The organism is Pseudomonas lurida, from assembly GCF_002563895.1.
Taxonomy (GTDB): Bacteria; Pseudomonadota; Gammaproteobacteria; order Pseudomonadales; family Pseudomonadaceae; genus Aquipseudomonas; species Aquipseudomonas lurida.
In genome coordinates this window covers 2474441-2492687 of the sequence record NZ_PDJB01000001.1, presented here as the reverse complement: position 1 = coordinate 2492687, position 18247 = coordinate 2474441, and the positions used below count along the sequence as shown (strand labels likewise).

The following is an 18247-nucleotide window of genomic DNA, read 5'->3' as shown; positions in this document are numbered from 1 at the left end:
CTCTACCCCGCCGTCTTTTCTTGACCGCCGTGGGGCAATTGCCCCACCGGGCACTCGGCAACGCCTACCGTGCTGCGGGTAATTTTCTCCACGTTTTCCTGGGCTTTCTGCGCGTCCAACACCCAGGTGCGGTAGAACTCGAATGGGCAATCCGCCACGCCCTTGTCGCCATCGCCCGAGGCATGCATGCCGGTGTAGCCGCGGTGCAGCAGCTTGAACAGATGGTTCTGCGACTGGTCATTAGCCCGTGCATCGCGGATCTGCGACACCGACAGCTGCGCATACTGAATGCCCATTTCCTCCTCGCCACACTCGCCCAGGGTGCGCCCATCAAAGCCGATGATCGCCGAGTGGCCGAAGTACGAATACACCCCGTCGAACCCGGCCGCGTTGGCCACCGCCACATAGCAGTTATTGGCCCAGGCCATGCTCTTGGACATCTGCACCTGCTGCTCCTTGGCCGGGTACATATAGCCCTGGCAACGCACGATCAGCTCGGCACCCTTCATTGCACAATCGCGCCAGATCTCCGGGTAGTTGCCGTCGTCGCAGATGATCAGGCTGATCTTCATGCCCTTAGGCCCGTCGCACACGTAGGTGCGATCACCTGGGTACCACCCCTCGATGGGGCACCAGGGAATGCACTTGCGATAACGCTGCACGATCTCGCCAAGGTTATTGATCAACACCAGAGTGTTGTAGGGCGCCTTGTGCGGATGTTCCTCGTGGCGCTCACCGGTCAGGGAGAACACGCCCCAGGTATTCGCCTGGCGGCAGGCCGCGGAGAAAATCGCGGTCTCCTCGCCGGGAATGCTCGCGGCGGTGGCCATCATCTCATCGTGGTCGTACATGATGCCCATGGTGCTGTATTCCGGGAACACCACCAGGTCCATGCCGGGCAGTCCTTGCTTCATGCCGACAATGATCTCGGCAATCTTCTTCGCGTTGTCGATGACCTCGGCCTTGCTGTGCAGGCGCGGCATCTTGTAGTTCACCACTGCTACACCGACGGTGTCCGGGCTGCTGGAAATGTCGCCATGGCGCATTACGACGCTCCTGTTCTAGTGACTGATCATCCACGGCCGTGGGCCGGTCTTGGTCTTGAGCCCCAAGGGGTTGGCCTTGCTGGGCTCTACCTTTTTGCGGGTACCGCAGCAACTGCAACCCGCCGGGTGTTGGCGGCTTTGCTGGTATTCGCCGACCGTTTGCGGCGCATGGGCACTGCGCTCGTTGCCGGCGATAGCCTTGCGCTGGTTGGCCGACAGCGTTTGCAGCGCCGGGGCCGACACCCGCAACTGACCGCCCGGCCCTGCGCAGTAAGGGCATTGGCAGGGCTCGTTACGCTGCGCCATTGGGCGCAGCAGGGTGAAGGTGCCGCAGGTGTCGCAGGCGTATTCGTAGGTCGGCATGGCTACAGGTCCGGTGCGATGGGCAGGTCGATGCTGCCGTCGAGGAACTTGGTCGGGCCGCTGGCATTGGGGTTGATATCGAACTCGAAGATTTCCGTGGGCAGCCACAAGGTCGCACAGGCGTTCGGGATGTCCACCACACCGCTGATGTGTCCCTGCACCGGCGCCGAGCCGAGCAGCGCATACCCCTGTGCCGGCGAATAGCCGAACTTGGTCAGGTAGTTGATCGCATTCAGGCACGCCTGGCGGTAGGCGACATTGACGTCCAGGTAGTGCTGCTGACCCTGTTCGTCCACCGAGATACCTTCGAAAATCAGGTAATTCTTGTAATTGGGCGTAATCGGGCTCGGCTTGAACACGGGGTTCTTGATCCCGTACTTGGCCATGCCGCCCTTGATCAGTTCGACCTTCATGTGCACCCAGCCCGCCATCTCGATCGCGCCGCAAAAAGTGATCTCGCCATCGCCCTGGCTGAAGTGCAGGTCGCCCACCGACAGACCGGCGCCATTGACGTAGACCGGGAAGAAGATCTTCGAGCCCCGCGACAGATCCTTGATATCGCAGTTACCGCCATGCTCACGCGGCGGCACCGTGCGCGCGCCGGTCGCCGCCGCGTCATCACGGGCCTGGCCGGTGAGCTTGCCCATATGAGCGGTGGCGGCCAACGGTGCGTTGGCCAGCGGCGGAACGCGAGTCGGGTTGGTGTCAATCAACTCCTGCTCGCGACGGTTCCAGTCGGCGAGCATTACCGGGTCGGGCAGGCAGCCAATCAAGCCAGGATGGATCAGCCCGGCAAAGTTCACCCCGGGGATGTGCCGCGAGCTGGTGAACATGCCTTTGAAGTCCCAGATGGCTTTCTGCGCGCTGGGGAAGTGATCGGTGAGAAAGCCACCGCCGTTCTGACGCGAGAAGAAACCGTTGAAGCCCCACTGAGAGTCGGCCTTGGCACCGATATCCAGCAAGTCCACCACCAGCAGGTCGCCCGGTTCGGCACCGTGGACCCCCACAGGGCCCGACAGGTAATGCACGGTAGACAAGTCCACATCGCGCACATCGCTGGCGTCATCGTTGTTCTTGATCGCGCCGGCAGTCCAATCATAGGTTTCCAGGATGAAGTCATCGCCCGGCTTGACCCAGCAGGCCATCGGGATATCCGGGTGCCAGCGGTTATGGATTTGCTCGTTCTCGGTGACAGGCTGGTTGAGGTCGACTTTGATCAGCGTTTCAGTCATGGACTGGCTCCTGGACGGATGACGGGTGCGTGAGATCCAGTCTCGGGCGGCCAGGGAAAACGGGAAATACGTTGGATGACGTATGAACGAGGTTGTCGCGGTTTTATTCCATCAATTCGCTCGATGACGGTTTCAGTATTTACTGATTGGACGCTCGGCCGACGGGTCGTTAGATTTCACCACAAGATAGCGTTTAGCCATCACCTTTAACCCCTTCTATATCGAGCTTTCCATGAAAAAACCTGTCTCGCTGGCGATGCGCATCGGCCTGGGCTTCGCGTCCACCCTGTCGCTACTCGTGCTGATCACCGCCGTGGGTATTCAACGCGTGGGTTTTATCGACAGCACACTCAAGGACGTCGGTGAAAAAGCCGCCGTGGTCCAGCGCTACGCGATCAACTTCCGTGGCAGCGTGCACAACCGCGCCATCGCCATTCGCGACGCGGTACTGGTCAAGGATGAGCCGACGCTCAACCGCCACCTGGCCGAGATCGACCAGCTCAAGCGCGATTACCAGGACTCCGCAGCGAGCATGGATCGCCTGTTCGCCAACACCGCCGCCAGCGCCGAGGAGACCCGCCTGCTGGGCGACATCAAGGCCATCGAGACCCAGGCGCTGGCCTCCACCGAACGCGTGATCACCCTGCGTCGCAGCAATGACATCGCCGGCGCCCAGGACTTGCTGTTGGTCCAGGCCTCGGCCCACTACACCGAGTGGCTCAAGCGCGTGAATGCGCTGATCGACTTCGAAGAAGCGCAAATCAAGCAACGCCTGGACACCGTGCAATCGACCGCCAGCAACTTTGCCGTGCTGATGGTGCTGGCCAGCGCCGTCGCGATTATCTTGAGCGTGCTGGTGTCGCTGCTGATTATCCGCAAGGTCAAGGCCACCCTCGGTGCCGAGCCGGAAGAAGTCGCCGAGGCGATCCGCCGCCTGGCCAATGGCGAGCTGAACCAGCCCATCGACACCCGCTACCCCGACAGCGTGATGGGCATCCTGAAAAACGCCCTGGCACGCCTGGGCGACACCATCACCGAAGTGCGCTCGGCAGCCCAGGCGCTGCGCCACGCCTCGGTCACGCTGTTGTCGGTAGCCAGTGACAACCGCCAGCAGATCACTCTGCAAACCAGCGAAGCCCAGCACGTTGCGGCCGCGATCACGCAAATGGCCGCCTCGGTCAGCGAAGTCTCGGGCTACGCTTCCGCTGCGTCCAAGGCGACGATCCTGGCCGACGCCGAAGTGGACAGCGGCCACCGCCTGGTGGGCGAAGTGAGCGTGGCTATCGAGGAATTGGCGACGATCCTCGACGAGGCCACCCACCGGGTCAACCAGGTGTCCAGCGACAGTGAGCACATCGAAACCGTGATCGAAGTGATCAACGCCATCGCCGCCCAGACCAACCTGCTGGCACTCAACGCCGCCATTGAAGCCGCACGCGCCGGTGAACACGGCCGAGGCTTCGCGGTGGTGGCCGATGAAGTGCGCTCCCTGGCGACGCGCACCCAAGAGTCCACCCAGGAAATCCGCGACATGATCGGCAAGCTGCAAACCGGCACCCAGGGCGCCGCCGACATCATGCAACGCAGCCGCAGCCTGGCCCAGGTCACCGTGGCGCAAACCCGTGACTCGCAAGTGGCGCTGGGCAAGATCAGCCAGGAAGTGGGCGCGATCAACGCGATGAACGCGCAGATTGCCAGTGCCTCGGTGCAGCAAAGCGTCGCTGCAGAAGAAGTGGCGCAGAACGTTACGCGCATTCACAGCTCCACCGTGCAATCGGCGGCCGGTTCCGAGCAGGTCGAAAACGCCAACCACGAACTGGCGGAGCTGGCGGATCGCTTGAGCACCAAGGTGGCGTTTTTCAACGTGGCCTAGCGTTTGTCGCGTTTCATCTGCATGGTCAGGGTGAAACGGTCTGCCGAGTAGACCGTTTCCGAAGAGCACCCACCTCAGGTGTCACCGGTGTGCCGGTCCACCTGAGCACGGTCCGATGCGACGACCTTGTTCAGCGTTAGCAACGAGGTGCATCCGACGACGTGGCCGCCAGGTTATCCATATCACCATGGCCAAATTTTCCGTCTGGGTTCCTGTCGTTGTCTCCAGCAATATCCAACGGTCGCAGGAGCTCAGGACGATGCAGCAGGAGCTCACGAGCCGCCGCCACAGCCTCAGCGCTGAAACACCTGGTGGTCGGTTTCAATCCAGCCGCTTCCTGCAAGTCGTCAAAACTTGCCAAGCCCGCACCGGGTGTCTTGGTGTACTGCTCGAAGTTTGCCTTGATCTTCAGGATAAGTGCTTTATCACTCATGCTTTGATACTCGTCCGACGCATCACCCAAGTCTTGCCTGGAGAACGCTCCATTCAGTTCTCCGCTGCGCCCCTTATCGAGGGTCTTGAACAACTTGCCACGACGCTCAAGCATTTCAGTGGCTATATCTATCTCGGCCTGCGTGGCGGGCTGGCCATCCAGGCGATATCCGCTGGCAACCGCATTGAGCGACTTATCGGTGATCAGGCCCGGAGTGCTCGGGTCTTCAAAGGAACTGAAACGTGCCAGCACCCTTTCGCAGAACGCCTCCTTCGTATCGTTGGCGTACGGGCGATGGTCGGAGGCCTGCGCCGCGTCGCCCCGTTGACTTGCGCCCACAGGTTGCCAGGTGTCCTGCGGGGCGAATTGATTGTTCAGGCGCTGGCTCTGGAAGTTGCCGTTATAGCGCCCAGGCAACTCACGCCCGGGCGGTGATTCTTGCTGAGCGTAATAGGCAGCCACCTCATCGGCGTCACCCTGGCTGATCAGCCCATCCTCCTGCCCGTTATGGTTGATTGCATCGAGCAAGTGCTGCATTTCAGCGTCGCTGAGGATGAACCTGGCCAGCATTGTCATTTGATCGTGGAACGGGTTGCCGGTCAGCGGACGATTGGCAATCTGCTCGACGTCGGCCGGCGTGACGAACCCGGTAGGGCCCTGGAAGTATCTAAAGTTATTGGAAAAATCCCGCGCCGCCATCGCTCTTGAGTGAGTTTGAGCTTGGCCTTCCCACGAGGATTGGCGCACATCAGAAGCCGGCGACCTATTGAAATGAAAGGGCGGGGTTTGACCGTATTGAGTATTAAACATAGCAATACCTTAGATGGTTGAATGCGTCGCAATTGACCAACACTCGATTGGCACTTTGTCGACGCCCATCTGTGGCCCCATGAAGGGCAACGGTTCCAATGACATAGGTAAACCCAACACTTACGTGCAGGAAAACTTACCGGCATTCACCCGATGTAGATCAGCTCACCGAACGTTCACACCGACAAGTACCGACTGATCGTCGCCTCATCCACTCGATCCCGCGTTTCCTCGATCACAAACCGGCCCTTCTCGATCACCAGGAAGCGATCCGCGATTTCCAGGGTAAACGACAGCACCTGTTCCGACACCACGATGGTCAGTTCCCGCAGGTTACGAATCTCCTTCAACGTGCGCGCAATGTCCTTGATGATCGACGGCTGGATCCCCTCCGTCGGTTCATCCAGCAACAGCACCTTGGGGTTGGTCGCCAGTGCCCGGGCGATCGCCAGTTGCTGTTGCTGGCCGCCAGACAGGTTGCCGCCCTTGCGCGATTGCATGTCGTAGAGCACCGGGAACAGCGCGTACAGATCCTCCGGCACCTTGCCCCGGGCCGACGCCGGCAGGCCGGTCTGGATATTTTCCAGCACCGTCATGCTCGGGAAAATCATGCGGCCCTGAGGCACATAGGCGATGCCGCGCTCTACCCGCTCATGGGTCTCCAGCGCCGATACATCGTGGCCATCCACACTCACCTGGCCCTTCCACTGCGGCAGGATGCCCATCAGGCTCTTGAACAAGGTGGTCTTGCCCATGCCATTGCGGCCCATCACCGCGACGATTTCACGCTTGGCCACATTCAGGTCCAGGTCGTGGAGGATCTGGCTCTGCCCGTAGCCGCAGGACAACTGGTCGATCTTGAACATGCGCGGCTCCTCAGTGGCCCAAATACACTTCGATGACTTTCGGGTTGCTTTGCACCGACTCCATGCTGCCCTCGGCCAGCACCTTGCCCTGGTGCAGCACCGTGACCTTGTGGGCGATGCTTTTGACGAACTCCATATCGTGCTCGATCACCAGCACCGAACGGCCCTGGCTGATGCGGTTGAGCAGTTCGGCGGTCTGTGCGCGCTCGTTGACGCTCATGCCGGCCACCGGCTCATCGAGCATCAACAACTCGGGGTCCTGCATCAGCAGCATGCCGATTTCCAGCCACTGCTTTTGCCCGTGGGACAGCAGGTCGGCCTGCTGTTGCAGCAGGTCGCCGAGGAAGATCTCCCGCGCCACCTCCTCCACCCGGGCGATCACCTGGGCGTTGCGCTTGAAGAACAGCGCACCCCACACCTTGCGCCCGGCCGGGTAGGACATCTCCAGGTTCTCGAACACCGTGAGGTTCTCGTAGATCGACGGGTTCTGGAACTTGCGTCCGACGCCGGCGCGCACAATGTTGTACTCGCGCATCTTGGTCAGCTCTTGCCCGTCGAACTGGATACTGCCGCTGGTGGCGCGGGTCTTGCCGCAGATCAGGTCGAGCACCGTGGTCTTGCCGGCACCGTTGGGGCCGATCACCACGCGGACTTCGTTGCGGTCGATATACAGGTTGAGGTTGTCGACGGCCTTGAAACCGTCGAACGACACCGTGAGGCCTTCGATGGCCAGCACCGGTTTTTTCATCTCAAAGCCGACGGCGGTCATGGCTGGGTCTCCAGGATCTTGGTGTTGGCCTTGGCTTTGACCGGCGGATTCACCGGGGTCGGCGCCAGCGGTTTGCGCCGTAACAGTTTCGCCAACGCCTGGCGCCCGTGGCTTTCCCACAACCCGGCGAGACCGTTGGGGAAATACATCACCACCGCGATAAACAGCCCCCCATCAGGTACAGCCACAGCTCGGGGAAGGACTCGGAAAAGTAGGTCTTGCCGTAGTTCACCAGCAGTGCGCCATACACCGCACCGAGCAAGGACATGCGCCCGCCCACCGCCGCAAAGATGACCATCTCGATCGACGGCACGATGCCGACGAACGACGGCGACATAAAGCCTACCTGCAAGGCAAACATCGCCCCGCCAATTGCCGAAAACGCGGCGGCCACGCAGAACACGAAGATCTTGAAGCTGGCCACGTCATACCCCGAGAAACGCACGCGCTCTTCCTTGTCGCGCATCGCCATCAGCAGCCGACCCAGCTTGGAGGCGAGGATGAAACGGCCGATGAAGATGCAGCCGAACAGTAGCCCCGCGTTGATGAAGTACAAGATCATCTTCGCGCTGTCGGTGCGCAGGTCCCAGCCGAGCAGGGTCTTGAGGTCGGTAATGCCGTTGACGCCACCGGTCAGGCCTTGCTGGCCGACGATCAACACTGTGAGGATCAGCGCAATCGCCTGGGTGACAATGGAGAAATACACATCGCCCACGCGCCGCTTGAACAGCGCCATGCCGATGATGAACGCGAGCAGCACCGGCACCGCGATCACCGCCACCAGCGTGAAGCTCAAACTGTGGAACGGCTGCCACAGCCATGGCAGCTCGGTGATCTGGTTCCAGTCCATGAAGTCAGGAATGCCCGGTGTGGACTGGATCTTGGTGCTCTCCGGGTCCGAGGCTTCCAGCTTGAGGAACATCGCCATGCAGTAGCCGCCAACGCCAAAGAACACGCCCTGCCCCAGGCTGAGAATGCCGCCGTAGCCCCAGCACAACACCAGGCCAACCGCGACAAACGCGTAGGTCAGGTATTTGCCGACCATGTTCAGGCGGAACGCATCCAGCGTCAGGGGGAATACCACCAGGATCAACAGCGCCAGCAACACGATGCCGATCAGGTTTTGCTGGCCGCCCAGCAGCTTGTCTAAAGCCTTCATCCGGTCGCCTCTACTTGCGCACTTTGATGGAGAACAACCCTTGCGGGCGCAGCATCAGGATCAGAATCACCGACGACAAGGTGAGCACCTTGGCCATCGAGCCACTGAGGAAAAACTCCGACAGCGATTGGGTCTGGGCAATCACGAAGGCCGAAGCGATGGTGCCGAACAGGCTTTGCGCGCCGCCGAACACCACCACCAGGAAGGTGTCGACGATGTACTGCGAGCCTGCCGTCGGCCCGGTGGAGCCAATGGTGGTGAATGCCGCGCCGGCCACACCGGCGACGCCGCAGCCCAAGGCAAAGGTCATGCGGTCGACCTTGCGCGTATTGATGCCCACCGCACGGCTCATCAGCCGGTTCTGCACCGTGGCGCGCACCTGCAAGCCCCAGCGTGAGCGGTACAGCATCAGGAAGATCGCAGCGGTGAGCAGCAGGGTCAGGGCCATCATGAATAACCCGTTGCGTGGAATCTCGATGGCATCGGTGAAGTTCACCGAGCCCATCAGCCAGGCCGGCGGTTCGGCGCTGACTTCCCGGGCGCCGAATACCGAGCGGAAGGTCTGCTGCATCACCAGCGACAAGCCCCAGGTGGCGAGCAAGGTGTCCAGCGGCCGCTTGTACAACCGGCTGATCATCGCCCATTCCACCAGCCAGCCGATGGCACCAGCGACGAGGAATGACAGGGCAATGGCGAAGAAGAAGTAATAGGGTTGAAAGCTTGGCGCAAAGTGCGCCGTGAGGCTGGAACACACGTAGGTGGTGTAGGCGCCGATGGTCAGGAATTCACCGTGGGCCATGTTGATCACGCCCATCTGGCCAAAGATGATCGCCAACCCCAATGCCATCAGCAACAGCACGCAGAACACGGACAAGCCGTTGAACCCCTGCATCGCCGCGATGGCTCCAAATTCCGATAGCCATTCCATGATGATGGTCTCCTGAGAGCCAAGTTGAAGTGCAATCTGCTTTATTTAGGCGCTGGCTTGCCTGCGATGGCATCACCTCGGTTCAACTGCAAAACCGAGTCGCCTGCATCGCAGGCAAGCCTGCTCCCACACAAAGCCAGTTCCCACCGTTAGATCAATGCCAGACCTTGGGTTATTGGTAGCCTTTGGGGAACGGGTTCGGCTCGATCAGATCCGACTCGTAGATCACCTTGAACTGGCCGTTGGGCTGCACTTCGCCGATACGCGACTTGCTCCACAGGTGATGGTTCTCGTGAATCTTCACGTAGCCTTCGGGCGCCGTTTTCAGCTCGATGCCTGGCGACGCGGCCACTACTTTATCCACGTCGAAACTGCCAGCCTTCTCCACCGCCGCTTTCCACAGCCAAGGCCCGAGGTAGGCTGCCTGGGTCACGTCACCGATCACTGCGTCCTTGCCGTACTTGGCCTTGAAGGCCTCGACGAAGGCTTTGTTGTTAGGGTTGTCCAGGCTTTGGAAGTACTTCATCGACGCGTAGAAACCGGCCATGTTTTCGCCGCCGATGCCGAGCAGTTCGTCCTCGGTGACCGACAGGGTCAACAGCGTCTGCTTGGACGCGTTCACGCCCGCCGCGTTGAGTTGCTTGTAGAACGCCACGTTGGAGCCGCCCACCACTGCTGCGAACACCACGTCAGGTTTTTTCAGCTTGACCTTGTTGATCAGCGAGCCGAATTGGGTGTTGCCCAGCGGGTAGTAGTCTTCGCCGACCACTGTGCCGTGCAGTACGTTTTCGATGTGCTTGCGCGCGATCTTCATCGAAGTGCGCGGCCAGATGTAATCGGAGCCGACCAGGTAGAAGGTCTTGGCGCCTTTGGTCTTGGCGATCCAGTCGAGACTGGCGAGGATCTGCTGGGTGGCTTCCTGGCCGGTGTAGATCACGTTTTTCGACTGTTCCAGGCCTTCGTAGAAGGTTGGGTAGTAGAGCAGGCCGTTTTCTTTCTCGAAGATCGGCAGCACGGCTTTGCGCGAGGCCGACGTCCAGCAGCCGAACACGGCGGCGACTTTGTCGTTGACCAGCAGCTTCTTGGCTTTTTCGGCAAAGGTTGGCCAATCGGAAGCACCGTCCTCCTGGATCACCTTGATCTGGCGTCCAAGGATCCCGCCCGAGGCGTTGATCTGTTCGATCGCCAGGCGCTCGGCCTGGATCGAGCCGGTTTCGGAAATCGCCATGGTCCCGGTGGCCGAGTGCAACTGGCCGACGGTGACTTCGGTAGGGGTCACGGCCAGGCCTTCGTTATCGGCCAGCACACCCTGGCTGAACAGAGCGGCCGCCAGCAACGACAGGGCCAACAGCGGTTTGGAGCGGATCAATCGTGGTGCCATGGGGCGACTCCTCTGCAATGAGGGGTTCAGCATGGCGGCAGCGGGCCAGCGCGGGTATACGCAGCCTGACGTAACGGTGTACGTCATTTGACGTATGCCGCTGCGCACCATTTCGGCGCAGGATCCCGCCCGCCCCACCACCAGATCCCGTGTGGGAGCGGGCTTGCTCGCGAACGCGGTGTATTCAGTCACTGATGGACACGCTGGCCCACCGCATTCGCGAGCAAACCCGCTCCCACATTTGGATCTGCGGCGCCTTCCGGGGCATGGAACTTGCTCACTCACACCCGTCCTCTTTCCGGAGTTCTCCCACCATGCCCCCTCCTCCCGGCACCCAGCGCATCGTCAAGATCCGCCGCGACTACAACACCTGGGTCGCCGACGAGACCATGGAGGACTACGCCCTGCGCTATACCCCCAAGTCCTTTCGCAAGTGGTCGGAACTGCGCATTGCCAACACCGCCCTGGGCGCCGTGTCGTTCCTGGCGCTGGAAGCCATCGGCGGCGTGTTGGCCCTGAGCTACGGCTTCACCAACACCTTCTGGGCGATCCTCGCCATCAGCGTGGTGATCTTTCTCACCGGCCTGCCCATCAGCTACTACGCGGCGCGCTACGGCGTGGACATGGACCTGCTCACCCGTGGCGCGGGGTTTGGCTATATCGGTTCCACCATCACTTCGTTGATCTACGCCAGCTTCACCTTCCTGTTCTTTGCCCTGGAAGCGGCGATCATGGCCCTGGCGCTGGAGCTGTATTTTCATATCCCGCTCGCCTTGGCCTATGTGATCTGCTCGCTGCTGGTGATCCCGCTGGTGGCGTACGGCGTGACCCTGATCAGCCGCCTGCAGCTGTGGACACAACCGATCTGGCTGCTGTTGCTGCTATTGCCCTATGGCTTTGTGGCATGGAAGAACCCCGACGCCTTCAGCGACTGGACCAGCTTTGTGGGGCGCAGCGGCGATGGCGGCGGCTTCAACCTGTTGGCCTTCTGTGCCGCCTGCACCGTGGCGTTGTCGCTGGTAACGCAGATCGGCGAACAGGTGGACTACCTGCGCTTCCTTCCGGAAAAAACCGCCGCCAACCGCAAACGTTGGTGGGCCGCCCTGCTCTGCGCCGGGCCCGGCTGGATCATCCCCGGCGCGTTGAAGATGTTCGCCGGGGCGTTCCTGGCGTTCCTGGCGCTGCAACATGAAATCCCCATGGAACGCGCCGCCGAGCCAACGCAGATGTACCTGGTCGCGTTCCGCTACGTGTTCAGCTCGCCGGAATGGGCCCTCGGCGCCATGGTGCTGTTCGTGTTCATCTCGCAGATGAAGATCAACCTGACCAACGCCTACGCCGGTTCTCTGGCCTGGTCCAACTTCTTTGCCCGCGTGACCCACAGCCATCCCGGCCGCGTGGTGTGGCTGGTGTTCAACGTAGCCATCGCACTGATGCTGATGGAGCTGGGCGTGTTCGACGTGATCGACCAGGTGCTGGGGCTCTACGCCAATATCGCGATTGCCTGGATCGGCACGCTGGTGGCGGACCTGGTGATCAACAAGCCGTTGGGCCTGTCGCCCAGGCACATCGAGTTCAAGCGCGCGCACCTCTACGACATCAACCCGGTGGGCGTCGGCTCGATGCTGATTGCGTCGCTGCTGTCGATCCTTGCCCACTTCGGCCTGTTCGGCAGCCTGGCCCAGGCGGCACCACCCTTCGTCGCGCTGGGCACCGCACTGGTGATGGCGCCGCTGTTGGCCTGGCTGACCAAAGGCAAGTACTACATCGCCCGCACCAGCGACATACAGTTGATTCACCCGATCGCACCCGCGACCCACGCGGTGTGCGGGCTGTGCAGCAACCCGTTCGAGACCGCGGACATGGCGTTCTGCCCGGCCTACAGCACGCCGATCTGCTCGCTGTGTTGTTCGCTGGATGCGCGTTGCGGGGACCGTTGCAAACCCCACGCCCGCCTGGTCACCCAGTTCGAAGGCGTGCTGCGCTGGTTGCTGCCGAACACGATGATGCCGCGCCTGCACACGCGCCTGGCCCATTACCTGGGGCTTTTGCTGGCGTTGGTACTGATGCTCGCCGGCGCGCTGGCGTTGATCTACATGCAGGCGGCCCAGGGCTTGCCCCATTCGGAGACCTTGTACCAGGCGTTCTTCAAGGCGTTCCTGACCCTCTCGGTGTTGGCCGCCGTGCTCGCCTGGTGGGTGGTGCTGACCCGCGAAAGCCGGGGTGTGGCCCAAGAGGAATCCGACCGCCAGACCCTGCTGCTGATGCAGGAGATCGACGCCCACAGCCTCACCGACCAGGCCCTGCAGCAAGCCAAGGAAGCCTCGGAGGCCGCGAATGCCGCCAAGAGCCGCTACGTCACCGGGCTGTCCCACGAACTGCGCACGCCGCTCAACAGCATTCTGGGCTTCACCCAGATTCTGCAGCGCGACAGCGCCATGCCCGAGCAGCACCAGGATGCCTTGGCGACTATCCTGCGCAGCGGCTCGCACTTGGTGTCATTGATCGATGGTTTGCTGGATGTGGCCAAGATCGAGGCCGGCAAATTGCGCCTGGAACCGACTGAAATCCCCTTCCCCGAGTTGCTCCACGACCTGGAACAGATGTTCACCCCGCAAGCACGGGACAAGGGCCTGCGCTTTCGCCTGGACTGCGTGGGCAAGATCCCGGCGGTGGTGCGCGGCGATGAAAAACGCGTGCGCCAGATCCTCATCAACCTGTTGGGCAACGCGGTGAACTTCACCGACAGCGGCGAGGTGCGCCTGCGGGTCAGTTATATGCGCGAGACCGCCAACTTCGAGATTATCGACACGGGCATCGGCATCGATCCAGGGCAGTTGGAGCGGATATTCCAGCCGTTCGAACGCGGCGACCTGATGCGCCAGGATAACGGCGTGGGCCTGGGGCTGACCATCACGCGCATGCTCACGTCATTGATGGGCGGCGAGCTGCGGGTGACCAGCGAGCTGGACAAGGGCACCTGCTTCCAGGTGCGGCTGTTCCTGTCCCAGGTGCGTGCGCCGCAGGCCGTGGTGCATGTGGAGCACGACATCATCGGTTATCAAGGGGAGCGACGACGCATCCTGGTGGTGGATGACCATGTGGACCATCGCAAGGTGCTCAGTGGCATGCTCACGCCACTGGGTTTCGAAGTGATCCAGGCCAGCAATGGCCAGGACGCGATCCGCCAGGTGGCGCTGCTGGCGCCGGACCTGATCCTGATGGACCTGTCGATGCCAACCCTGGATGGCTACGAAACCAGTCGCTTGATCCGCCGCAATGCGCTGTCCACCGCGCCCATCATCGTGATCTCGGCCAACGCCTTCACCGACGACCGCGAACGCAGCATCGCCGCCGCGTGCAACGACTACCTGGCCAAGCCCGTGCACACGCCGGAGCTGCTCGGGCGCCTGCAACAGCACCTGGACCTGCAGTGGCTACGGCGTACCAAGAGCCTGGTGCCGCCCCCACCGCCCAGCGTGTTGCCCAGCCCGGAAGACCTGGCCATCCTCGCCGAACTCAGCGCCATCGGTTACGTGCGCGGCCTGCACGAAAAGCTCGACACCCTCCTTGCGCACCAGCCCGACACCGAGCCTTTCATCAGCAAGGTACGCGGGCTGCTCAAGGGTTTCCGCCTGGATGAACTCAACCGAACCCTCAAGGAGGCCGAAGATGAATGCACTCACCCGCAGCACTGAACCCGGTGTCGTGCTGATCGTGGACGACACCCCGGATAACCTGGCGATGCTCTCGGACGCCCTCGACGATGCCGGCTACATGGTCCTGGTGGCCCTCGATGGCCTCAGCGCGTTGAACCGCGTGCAACGCCGACGTCCGGACCTTATTCTGCTGGACGCGATGATGCCCGGCCTGGACGGCTTCGAAACCTGCCGTCGGCTCAAGGCGCAACCCGCCAGCGCGGATATCCCGGTGGTGTTCATGACCGGGCTGACCGACACCCGGCACGTGGTGCAGGGCTTTGAAGTGGGTGGCAGTGACTACGTGACCAAGCCGATCCAGACCGACGAGGTGCTGGCGCGGGTGGCGGCGCATTTGCGCACGTCGCGGATTTTGTTGTCCGCGCGGGAGGCGCAACAGCCGAGTGTGCTGACGCTGGAAGATGCCCCGGCGCAAAGGCTGCTCTCGGCCCGATTCCAATTGACCGAGCGCGAGGTGGAAGTGTTGCGCTGGGTGGCGTGCGGCAAGACCAATCGGGATATCGGCGATATCCTGGGGTTGAGCCCAAGGACGGTGAACAAGCATTTGGAGCATGTGTATGTGAAGTTGGGGGTGGAGACTCGCACAGCGGCCACGTCAGTCGCGTTGGCTGCAATCTAAAAATGTGGGAGCTGGCTTGCCTGCGATAGCGGCGGGTCAGTTTGCATTTAAGTGGCTGACATTCCGCCATCGCAGGCAAGCCAGCTCCCACATCGGATTCGCATTACCCACCAAAGGTATGCGAGGGCCGCCTCAACGTCGGATCGAACGGGTTGATCCTTGGCCCGATCGCCGCCGCTTCGCGCTTCAACAACTCCACCACCATGGGTAACCGGCTCGGCCCCAGTCGGTCACTGATGGTCGCTACACTCAACGCCGCCACTGCATGCCCGTCCCGATTGAGGATGGGCACCGCCAAGCCGGCCATGCCTTCCAGCACCCCGGTATTGCGCGCCGCGTAGCCCAGGGTGCGCACGTTCTCGACTTCCGAACGCAACAGCACTTCGTCATACAGGTGGAAGTCCTTGAGCCGTGGCAGGTTGTAGCGGATCACCGTCTCGCGCTCTTCCTCCGGCAAAAACGCCAGGATCGCCAGGCTGCCCTGCCCCACGCCCAAGGCCACCCGCCCACCGATATCGCCGGTGAAGGTGCGGATCGGGTACGGACCCTCGCTGCGGTCCAGGCAGATCGCATCGAAGCCGCTGCGCGCCAGCAGGAATAACGAATCCCCCAGTGAAGCGCTCAGGCGCAACATGCTCGGCCGCACCAGGTCGCGCAGGTTGCCGGTCTTGCCCGCGTTAGCCGCCAGGGCGAAGAACTCCAGGCTCAGGCGATAACGTTTGCTGCGTGCGTCCTGCTCGACCATGCCCTCCTCCATCAGGCTGCGCAATAAACGGTGGGTGGTGGGCTGGGACAGGCCCACCTGTTGCGCAAGTTGGGTGACGCGTTCGCCGCCCTCCGGCACTTCACCCAGGGTGCGCAGCAATGCGAACAGGCGAGAGACGCCGCCCGCCCCGACTTCTTTGCCACTTTCATTTCGATCAGTGGAATCCATAACAACTAATCTCTTTGTAAATTCCGGTGAGTGAATAAATACGAAAATAATAGTCCGTTCAGTGAAATTCCATCTTCCGCCCATCCTAGTCTTCGTCCTAATCTGCGTCCACAGGGGCGAAATGAACAACAACCGGCAGCCGACTTGAGATCGAGCGCCAACGCACCCGAAACACCCTTTTCGCATCTGCCCAAAACAAAAAAGCGCGTTTCGACGCGACTCATAAAGGTGGAACGCAGACATGGCATTTCTCCAACTCAACGCCTTGAGCAAACGCTACGGCGCCGTCGACGCGGTGGTCGCCACCGACCTTGCGGTGGAAAAAGGCGAGTTCGTTTCCCTGCTCGGCCCCTCGGGCTGCGGCAAGACCACCACCCTGCAAATGATCGCCGGCTTCGTTGATGTGAGCGGCGGGCAGATCCTGCTCGATGGCCGCGACATCACCCATGCCAAGCCCGCCAGCCGCGGCCTGGGCGTTGTGTTCCAGAGCTACGCGCTGTTCCCGCACATGACCGTGCGCGACAACGTCGCCTTCGGCCTGAAAATGCGCAAAGTGCCGGCCAGCGAAATCGCCAGCAAGGTCAAGACCGTACTGGACCTGGTGCGCCTGGCCCCCCACGCTGACCGTTACCCACGTGAACTGTCCGGCGGCCAGCGCCAGCGCGTGGCCCTGGCCCGTGCGCTGGTGATCGAACCGCCGGTGTTGCTGCTTGATGAGCCGCTGTCCAACCTCGACGCGAATCTGCGCGAAGAGATGCAGTTCGAGATCCGCCGCATCCAGTGCGCCGTGGGTATCACCACCTTGATGGTCACGCACGACCAGGCCGAAGCGCTGTCGATCAGCGACCGCGTGGTGGTGATGCAGGCCGGGCGCGTGACCCAGATCGACGCACCCTACAAGCTCTACGAACACCCGCGCACGCGCTTCATTTCGGATTTCGTCGGCAAGGCCAACCTGCTGCCCGGCGACTACGACCCGTTGGGCATCCCGCAAGTGCGGCATGAGCGCGGCGACGGTGAGTTGGTCCTGAGCCTGCGCCCGGAAAAGATCAGCCTGGGGGATGTCGGTTCAGGCCGCCTGCAAGGCAAGGTGCTCGACCGCTACTTCTTCGGTAGCCAATGGCTGTACCGCGTCCACACCGACCTGGGCGAAATCACCGTGGTGCGCAGCAACGATGGCAGCGCGCCGCTGGGTTGCGGCGCAGCGGTGGGCCTGGACTGGCATTGCGAACTCCTCCGTGTGCTGGCAGCGGATGAGGTGCGCACATGAGTCGTGGTTATCTGCTCTCGCTGCCGGCGCTGGTGCTGTTTGCCGGGCTGCTGATTCTGCCGCTGGGCCTGACCCTGGTGCTGTCGTTCAACGTGTTTGACTACCAGGTGGGTGTAAAAGCCGATGAATGGACCTTCGCGCACTACCTGTCGCTGTTCAGTGATTCGTACTTCTACGAGATCTTCTGGCGCACCTTCTGGATTAGCGCGCTGGTGACCCTGCTGTGCGTGGTGATCGGTGTGCCCGAGGCCTACATCCTCAGCCGCATGGGCACCCCGTGGCGCTCGATCTTCCTGATCCTGATCCTCACACCGCTGCTGATTTCGGTGGTCGTGCGCGCCTTTGGCTGGAGCCTCCTGCTGGGGGCGGACGGGCTGGTGAACCAGGTCATCCAGTTCCTCGGTGGGCGCCCGGTGAAACTGCTCTACACACCGTTCGCGGTGATCATCGCCCTGGTGCACGTGATGCTGCCGTTCATGATCATCCCGGTGTGGACCTCCCTGCAAAAGCTCGATCCGTCGGCTGAACAGGCCGCGTTGTCCCTGGGCGCCAGCCAGGCCACGGTGATGCGCAAGATCGTGCTGCCGCAGGTCATGCCCGGTGTGCTGTCCGGCACGCTGATCGTGTTCGGCCTGGCCGCCAGCTCCTTTGCGATCCCCGGCCTGCTCGGCGGACGCCGCCTGAAAATGGTCGCCACCGTGGTGTACGACCAGTACCTCTCGGAACTCAACTGGCCCATGGGCGCGACCATCGCGGTGGTGCTGCTGTTGGTCAATCTGCTGATCATGCTGAGCTGGAACCGCATGGTCGAAGGCCGCTACAAAAAGTCCCTGGGAGTTTGAGCG

14 protein-coding genes and 2 pseudogenes are annotated in these 18247 nt (G+C 61.8%); 6 read left to right on the top strand and 10 right to left on the bottom strand.

The features are described from left to right. Positions 1-2 precede the first annotated feature (2 nt). The 3 genes from ATH90_RS11475 to fmdA are packed head-to-tail and all read right to left on the bottom strand — an operon-like array spanning position 3 to position 2641. Positions 3-1046 (bottom strand): aliphatic amidase, encoded by a 1044-nt coding sequence (locus ATH90_RS11475; protein WP_069023217.1) that lies wholly within the window; start codon positions 1044-1046, stop codon positions 3-5. Positions 1047-1061: 15 nt separating this feature from the next. After that, positions 1062-1409: an FmdB family zinc ribbon protein gene (locus ATH90_RS11470; RefSeq protein WP_098466291.1), complete on the bottom strand. Its 348-nt coding sequence runs from the start codon at positions 1407-1409 to the stop codon at positions 1062-1064. A 2-nt stretch (positions 1410-1411) separates the two neighbouring features. Further along, a complete protein-coding gene (fmdA, locus tag ATH90_RS11465; RefSeq protein ID WP_098466290.1) occupies positions 1412-2641 on the bottom strand; it encodes a formamidase in 1230 nt (409 codons plus the stop codon). 232 nt (positions 2642-2873) lie between these two features. Between fmdA and ATH90_RS29925 the strand changes: the two are divergent. Then, positions 2874-3389 (top strand): annotated as a pseudogene (locus ATH90_RS29925) (MCP four helix bundle domain-containing protein); the annotation flags it as partial. 66 nt (positions 3390-3455) lie between these two features. Further along, positions 3456-4514, top strand: coding sequence for a methyl-accepting chemotaxis protein (locus tag ATH90_RS29920; RefSeq protein WP_420884288.1), 1059 nt, complete (start codon positions 3456-3458; stop codon positions 4512-4514). Between the two features lie 136 nt (positions 4515-4650). Here the strand turns inward: ATH90_RS29920 and ATH90_RS11455 are convergent, their stop codons facing one another. The 6 genes and pseudogenes from ATH90_RS11455 to urtA all read right to left on the bottom strand — a co-directional run bounded on the left by ATH90_RS11455 (position 4651) and on the right by urtA (position 10860). Then, on the bottom strand, positions 4651-5757 hold the full coding sequence (locus ATH90_RS11455; RefSeq protein WP_141537475.1) for a hypothetical protein: 1107 nt from the start codon (positions 5755-5757) through the stop codon (positions 4651-4653). A gap of 176 nt (positions 5758-5933) precedes the next feature. Next, a complete protein-coding gene (urtE, locus tag ATH90_RS11450; RefSeq protein ID WP_098466287.1) occupies positions 5934-6623 on the bottom strand; it encodes an urea ABC transporter ATP-binding subunit UrtE in 690 nt (229 codons plus the stop codon). Between the two features lie 10 nt (positions 6624-6633). Beyond that, positions 6634-7392, bottom strand: a complete 759-nt coding sequence (gene urtD / locus ATH90_RS11445) for an urea ABC transporter ATP-binding protein UrtD (protein ID WP_025855702.1) — start codon at positions 7390-7392, stop codon at positions 6634-6636. Next, positions 7389-8551 (bottom strand): annotated as a pseudogene (urtC, locus tag ATH90_RS11440) (urea ABC transporter permease subunit UrtC). The gene urtD and the pseudogene urtC overlap by 4 nt, the downstream one beginning before the upstream one ends. A gap of 10 nt (positions 8552-8561) precedes the next feature. After that, entirely contained in the window at positions 8562-9479 is a 918-nt protein-coding gene (urtB, locus tag ATH90_RS11435) for an urea ABC transporter permease subunit UrtB (RefSeq protein ID WP_069023195.1), read from the bottom strand. A gap of 172 nt (positions 9480-9651) precedes the next feature. Further along, positions 9652-10860 carry an urea ABC transporter substrate-binding protein gene (urtA, locus tag ATH90_RS11430; RefSeq protein ID WP_043274194.1) on the bottom strand — a complete coding sequence of 403 codons (1209 nt, stop codon included), beginning with the start codon at positions 10858-10860 and terminating at the stop codon, positions 9652-9654. A gap of 314 nt (positions 10861-11174) precedes the next feature. Here urtA and ATH90_RS11425 point away from each other — a divergent pair, with 314 nt between their 5' ends. Then, positions 11175-14558 carry an ATP-binding protein gene (locus ATH90_RS11425; protein ID WP_098466286.1) on the top strand — a complete coding sequence of 1128 codons (3384 nt, stop codon included), beginning with the start codon at positions 11175-11177 and terminating at the stop codon, positions 14556-14558. Next, positions 14533-15198 carry a response regulator gene (locus ATH90_RS11420; protein WP_069023189.1) on the top strand — a complete coding sequence of 222 codons (666 nt, stop codon included), beginning with the start codon at positions 14533-14535 and terminating at the stop codon, positions 15196-15198. Before ATH90_RS11425 ends, ATH90_RS11420 begins: the two co-directional genes overlap by 26 nt. Positions 15199-15301: 103 nt before the next feature. On the opposite strand, the gene ATH90_RS11415 is transcribed toward ATH90_RS11420, so the two are convergent. Continuing rightward, the gene (locus ATH90_RS11415) at positions 15302-16132 is read right to left on the bottom strand and encodes an IclR family transcriptional regulator (protein WP_098466285.1); all 831 of its coding nucleotides are present in this window, start codon (positions 16130-16132) and stop codon (positions 15302-15304) included. 241 nt (positions 16133-16373) lie between these two features. Between ATH90_RS11415 and ATH90_RS11410 the strand changes: the two genes are divergently transcribed. Then, complete coding sequence (locus ATH90_RS11410; RefSeq protein ID WP_098466284.1) at positions 16374-17402, top strand: ABC transporter ATP-binding protein; 1029 nt, start codon at positions 16374-16376, stop codon at positions 17400-17402. Continuing rightward, complete coding sequence (locus ATH90_RS11405) at positions 17399-18244, top strand: ABC transporter permease (RefSeq protein ID WP_069023183.1); 846 nt, start codon at positions 17399-17401, stop codon at positions 18242-18244. The genes ATH90_RS11410 and ATH90_RS11405 overlap by 4 nt, the downstream gene beginning before the upstream one ends. The last annotated feature ends 3 nt before the right edge of the window (positions 18245-18247 follow it).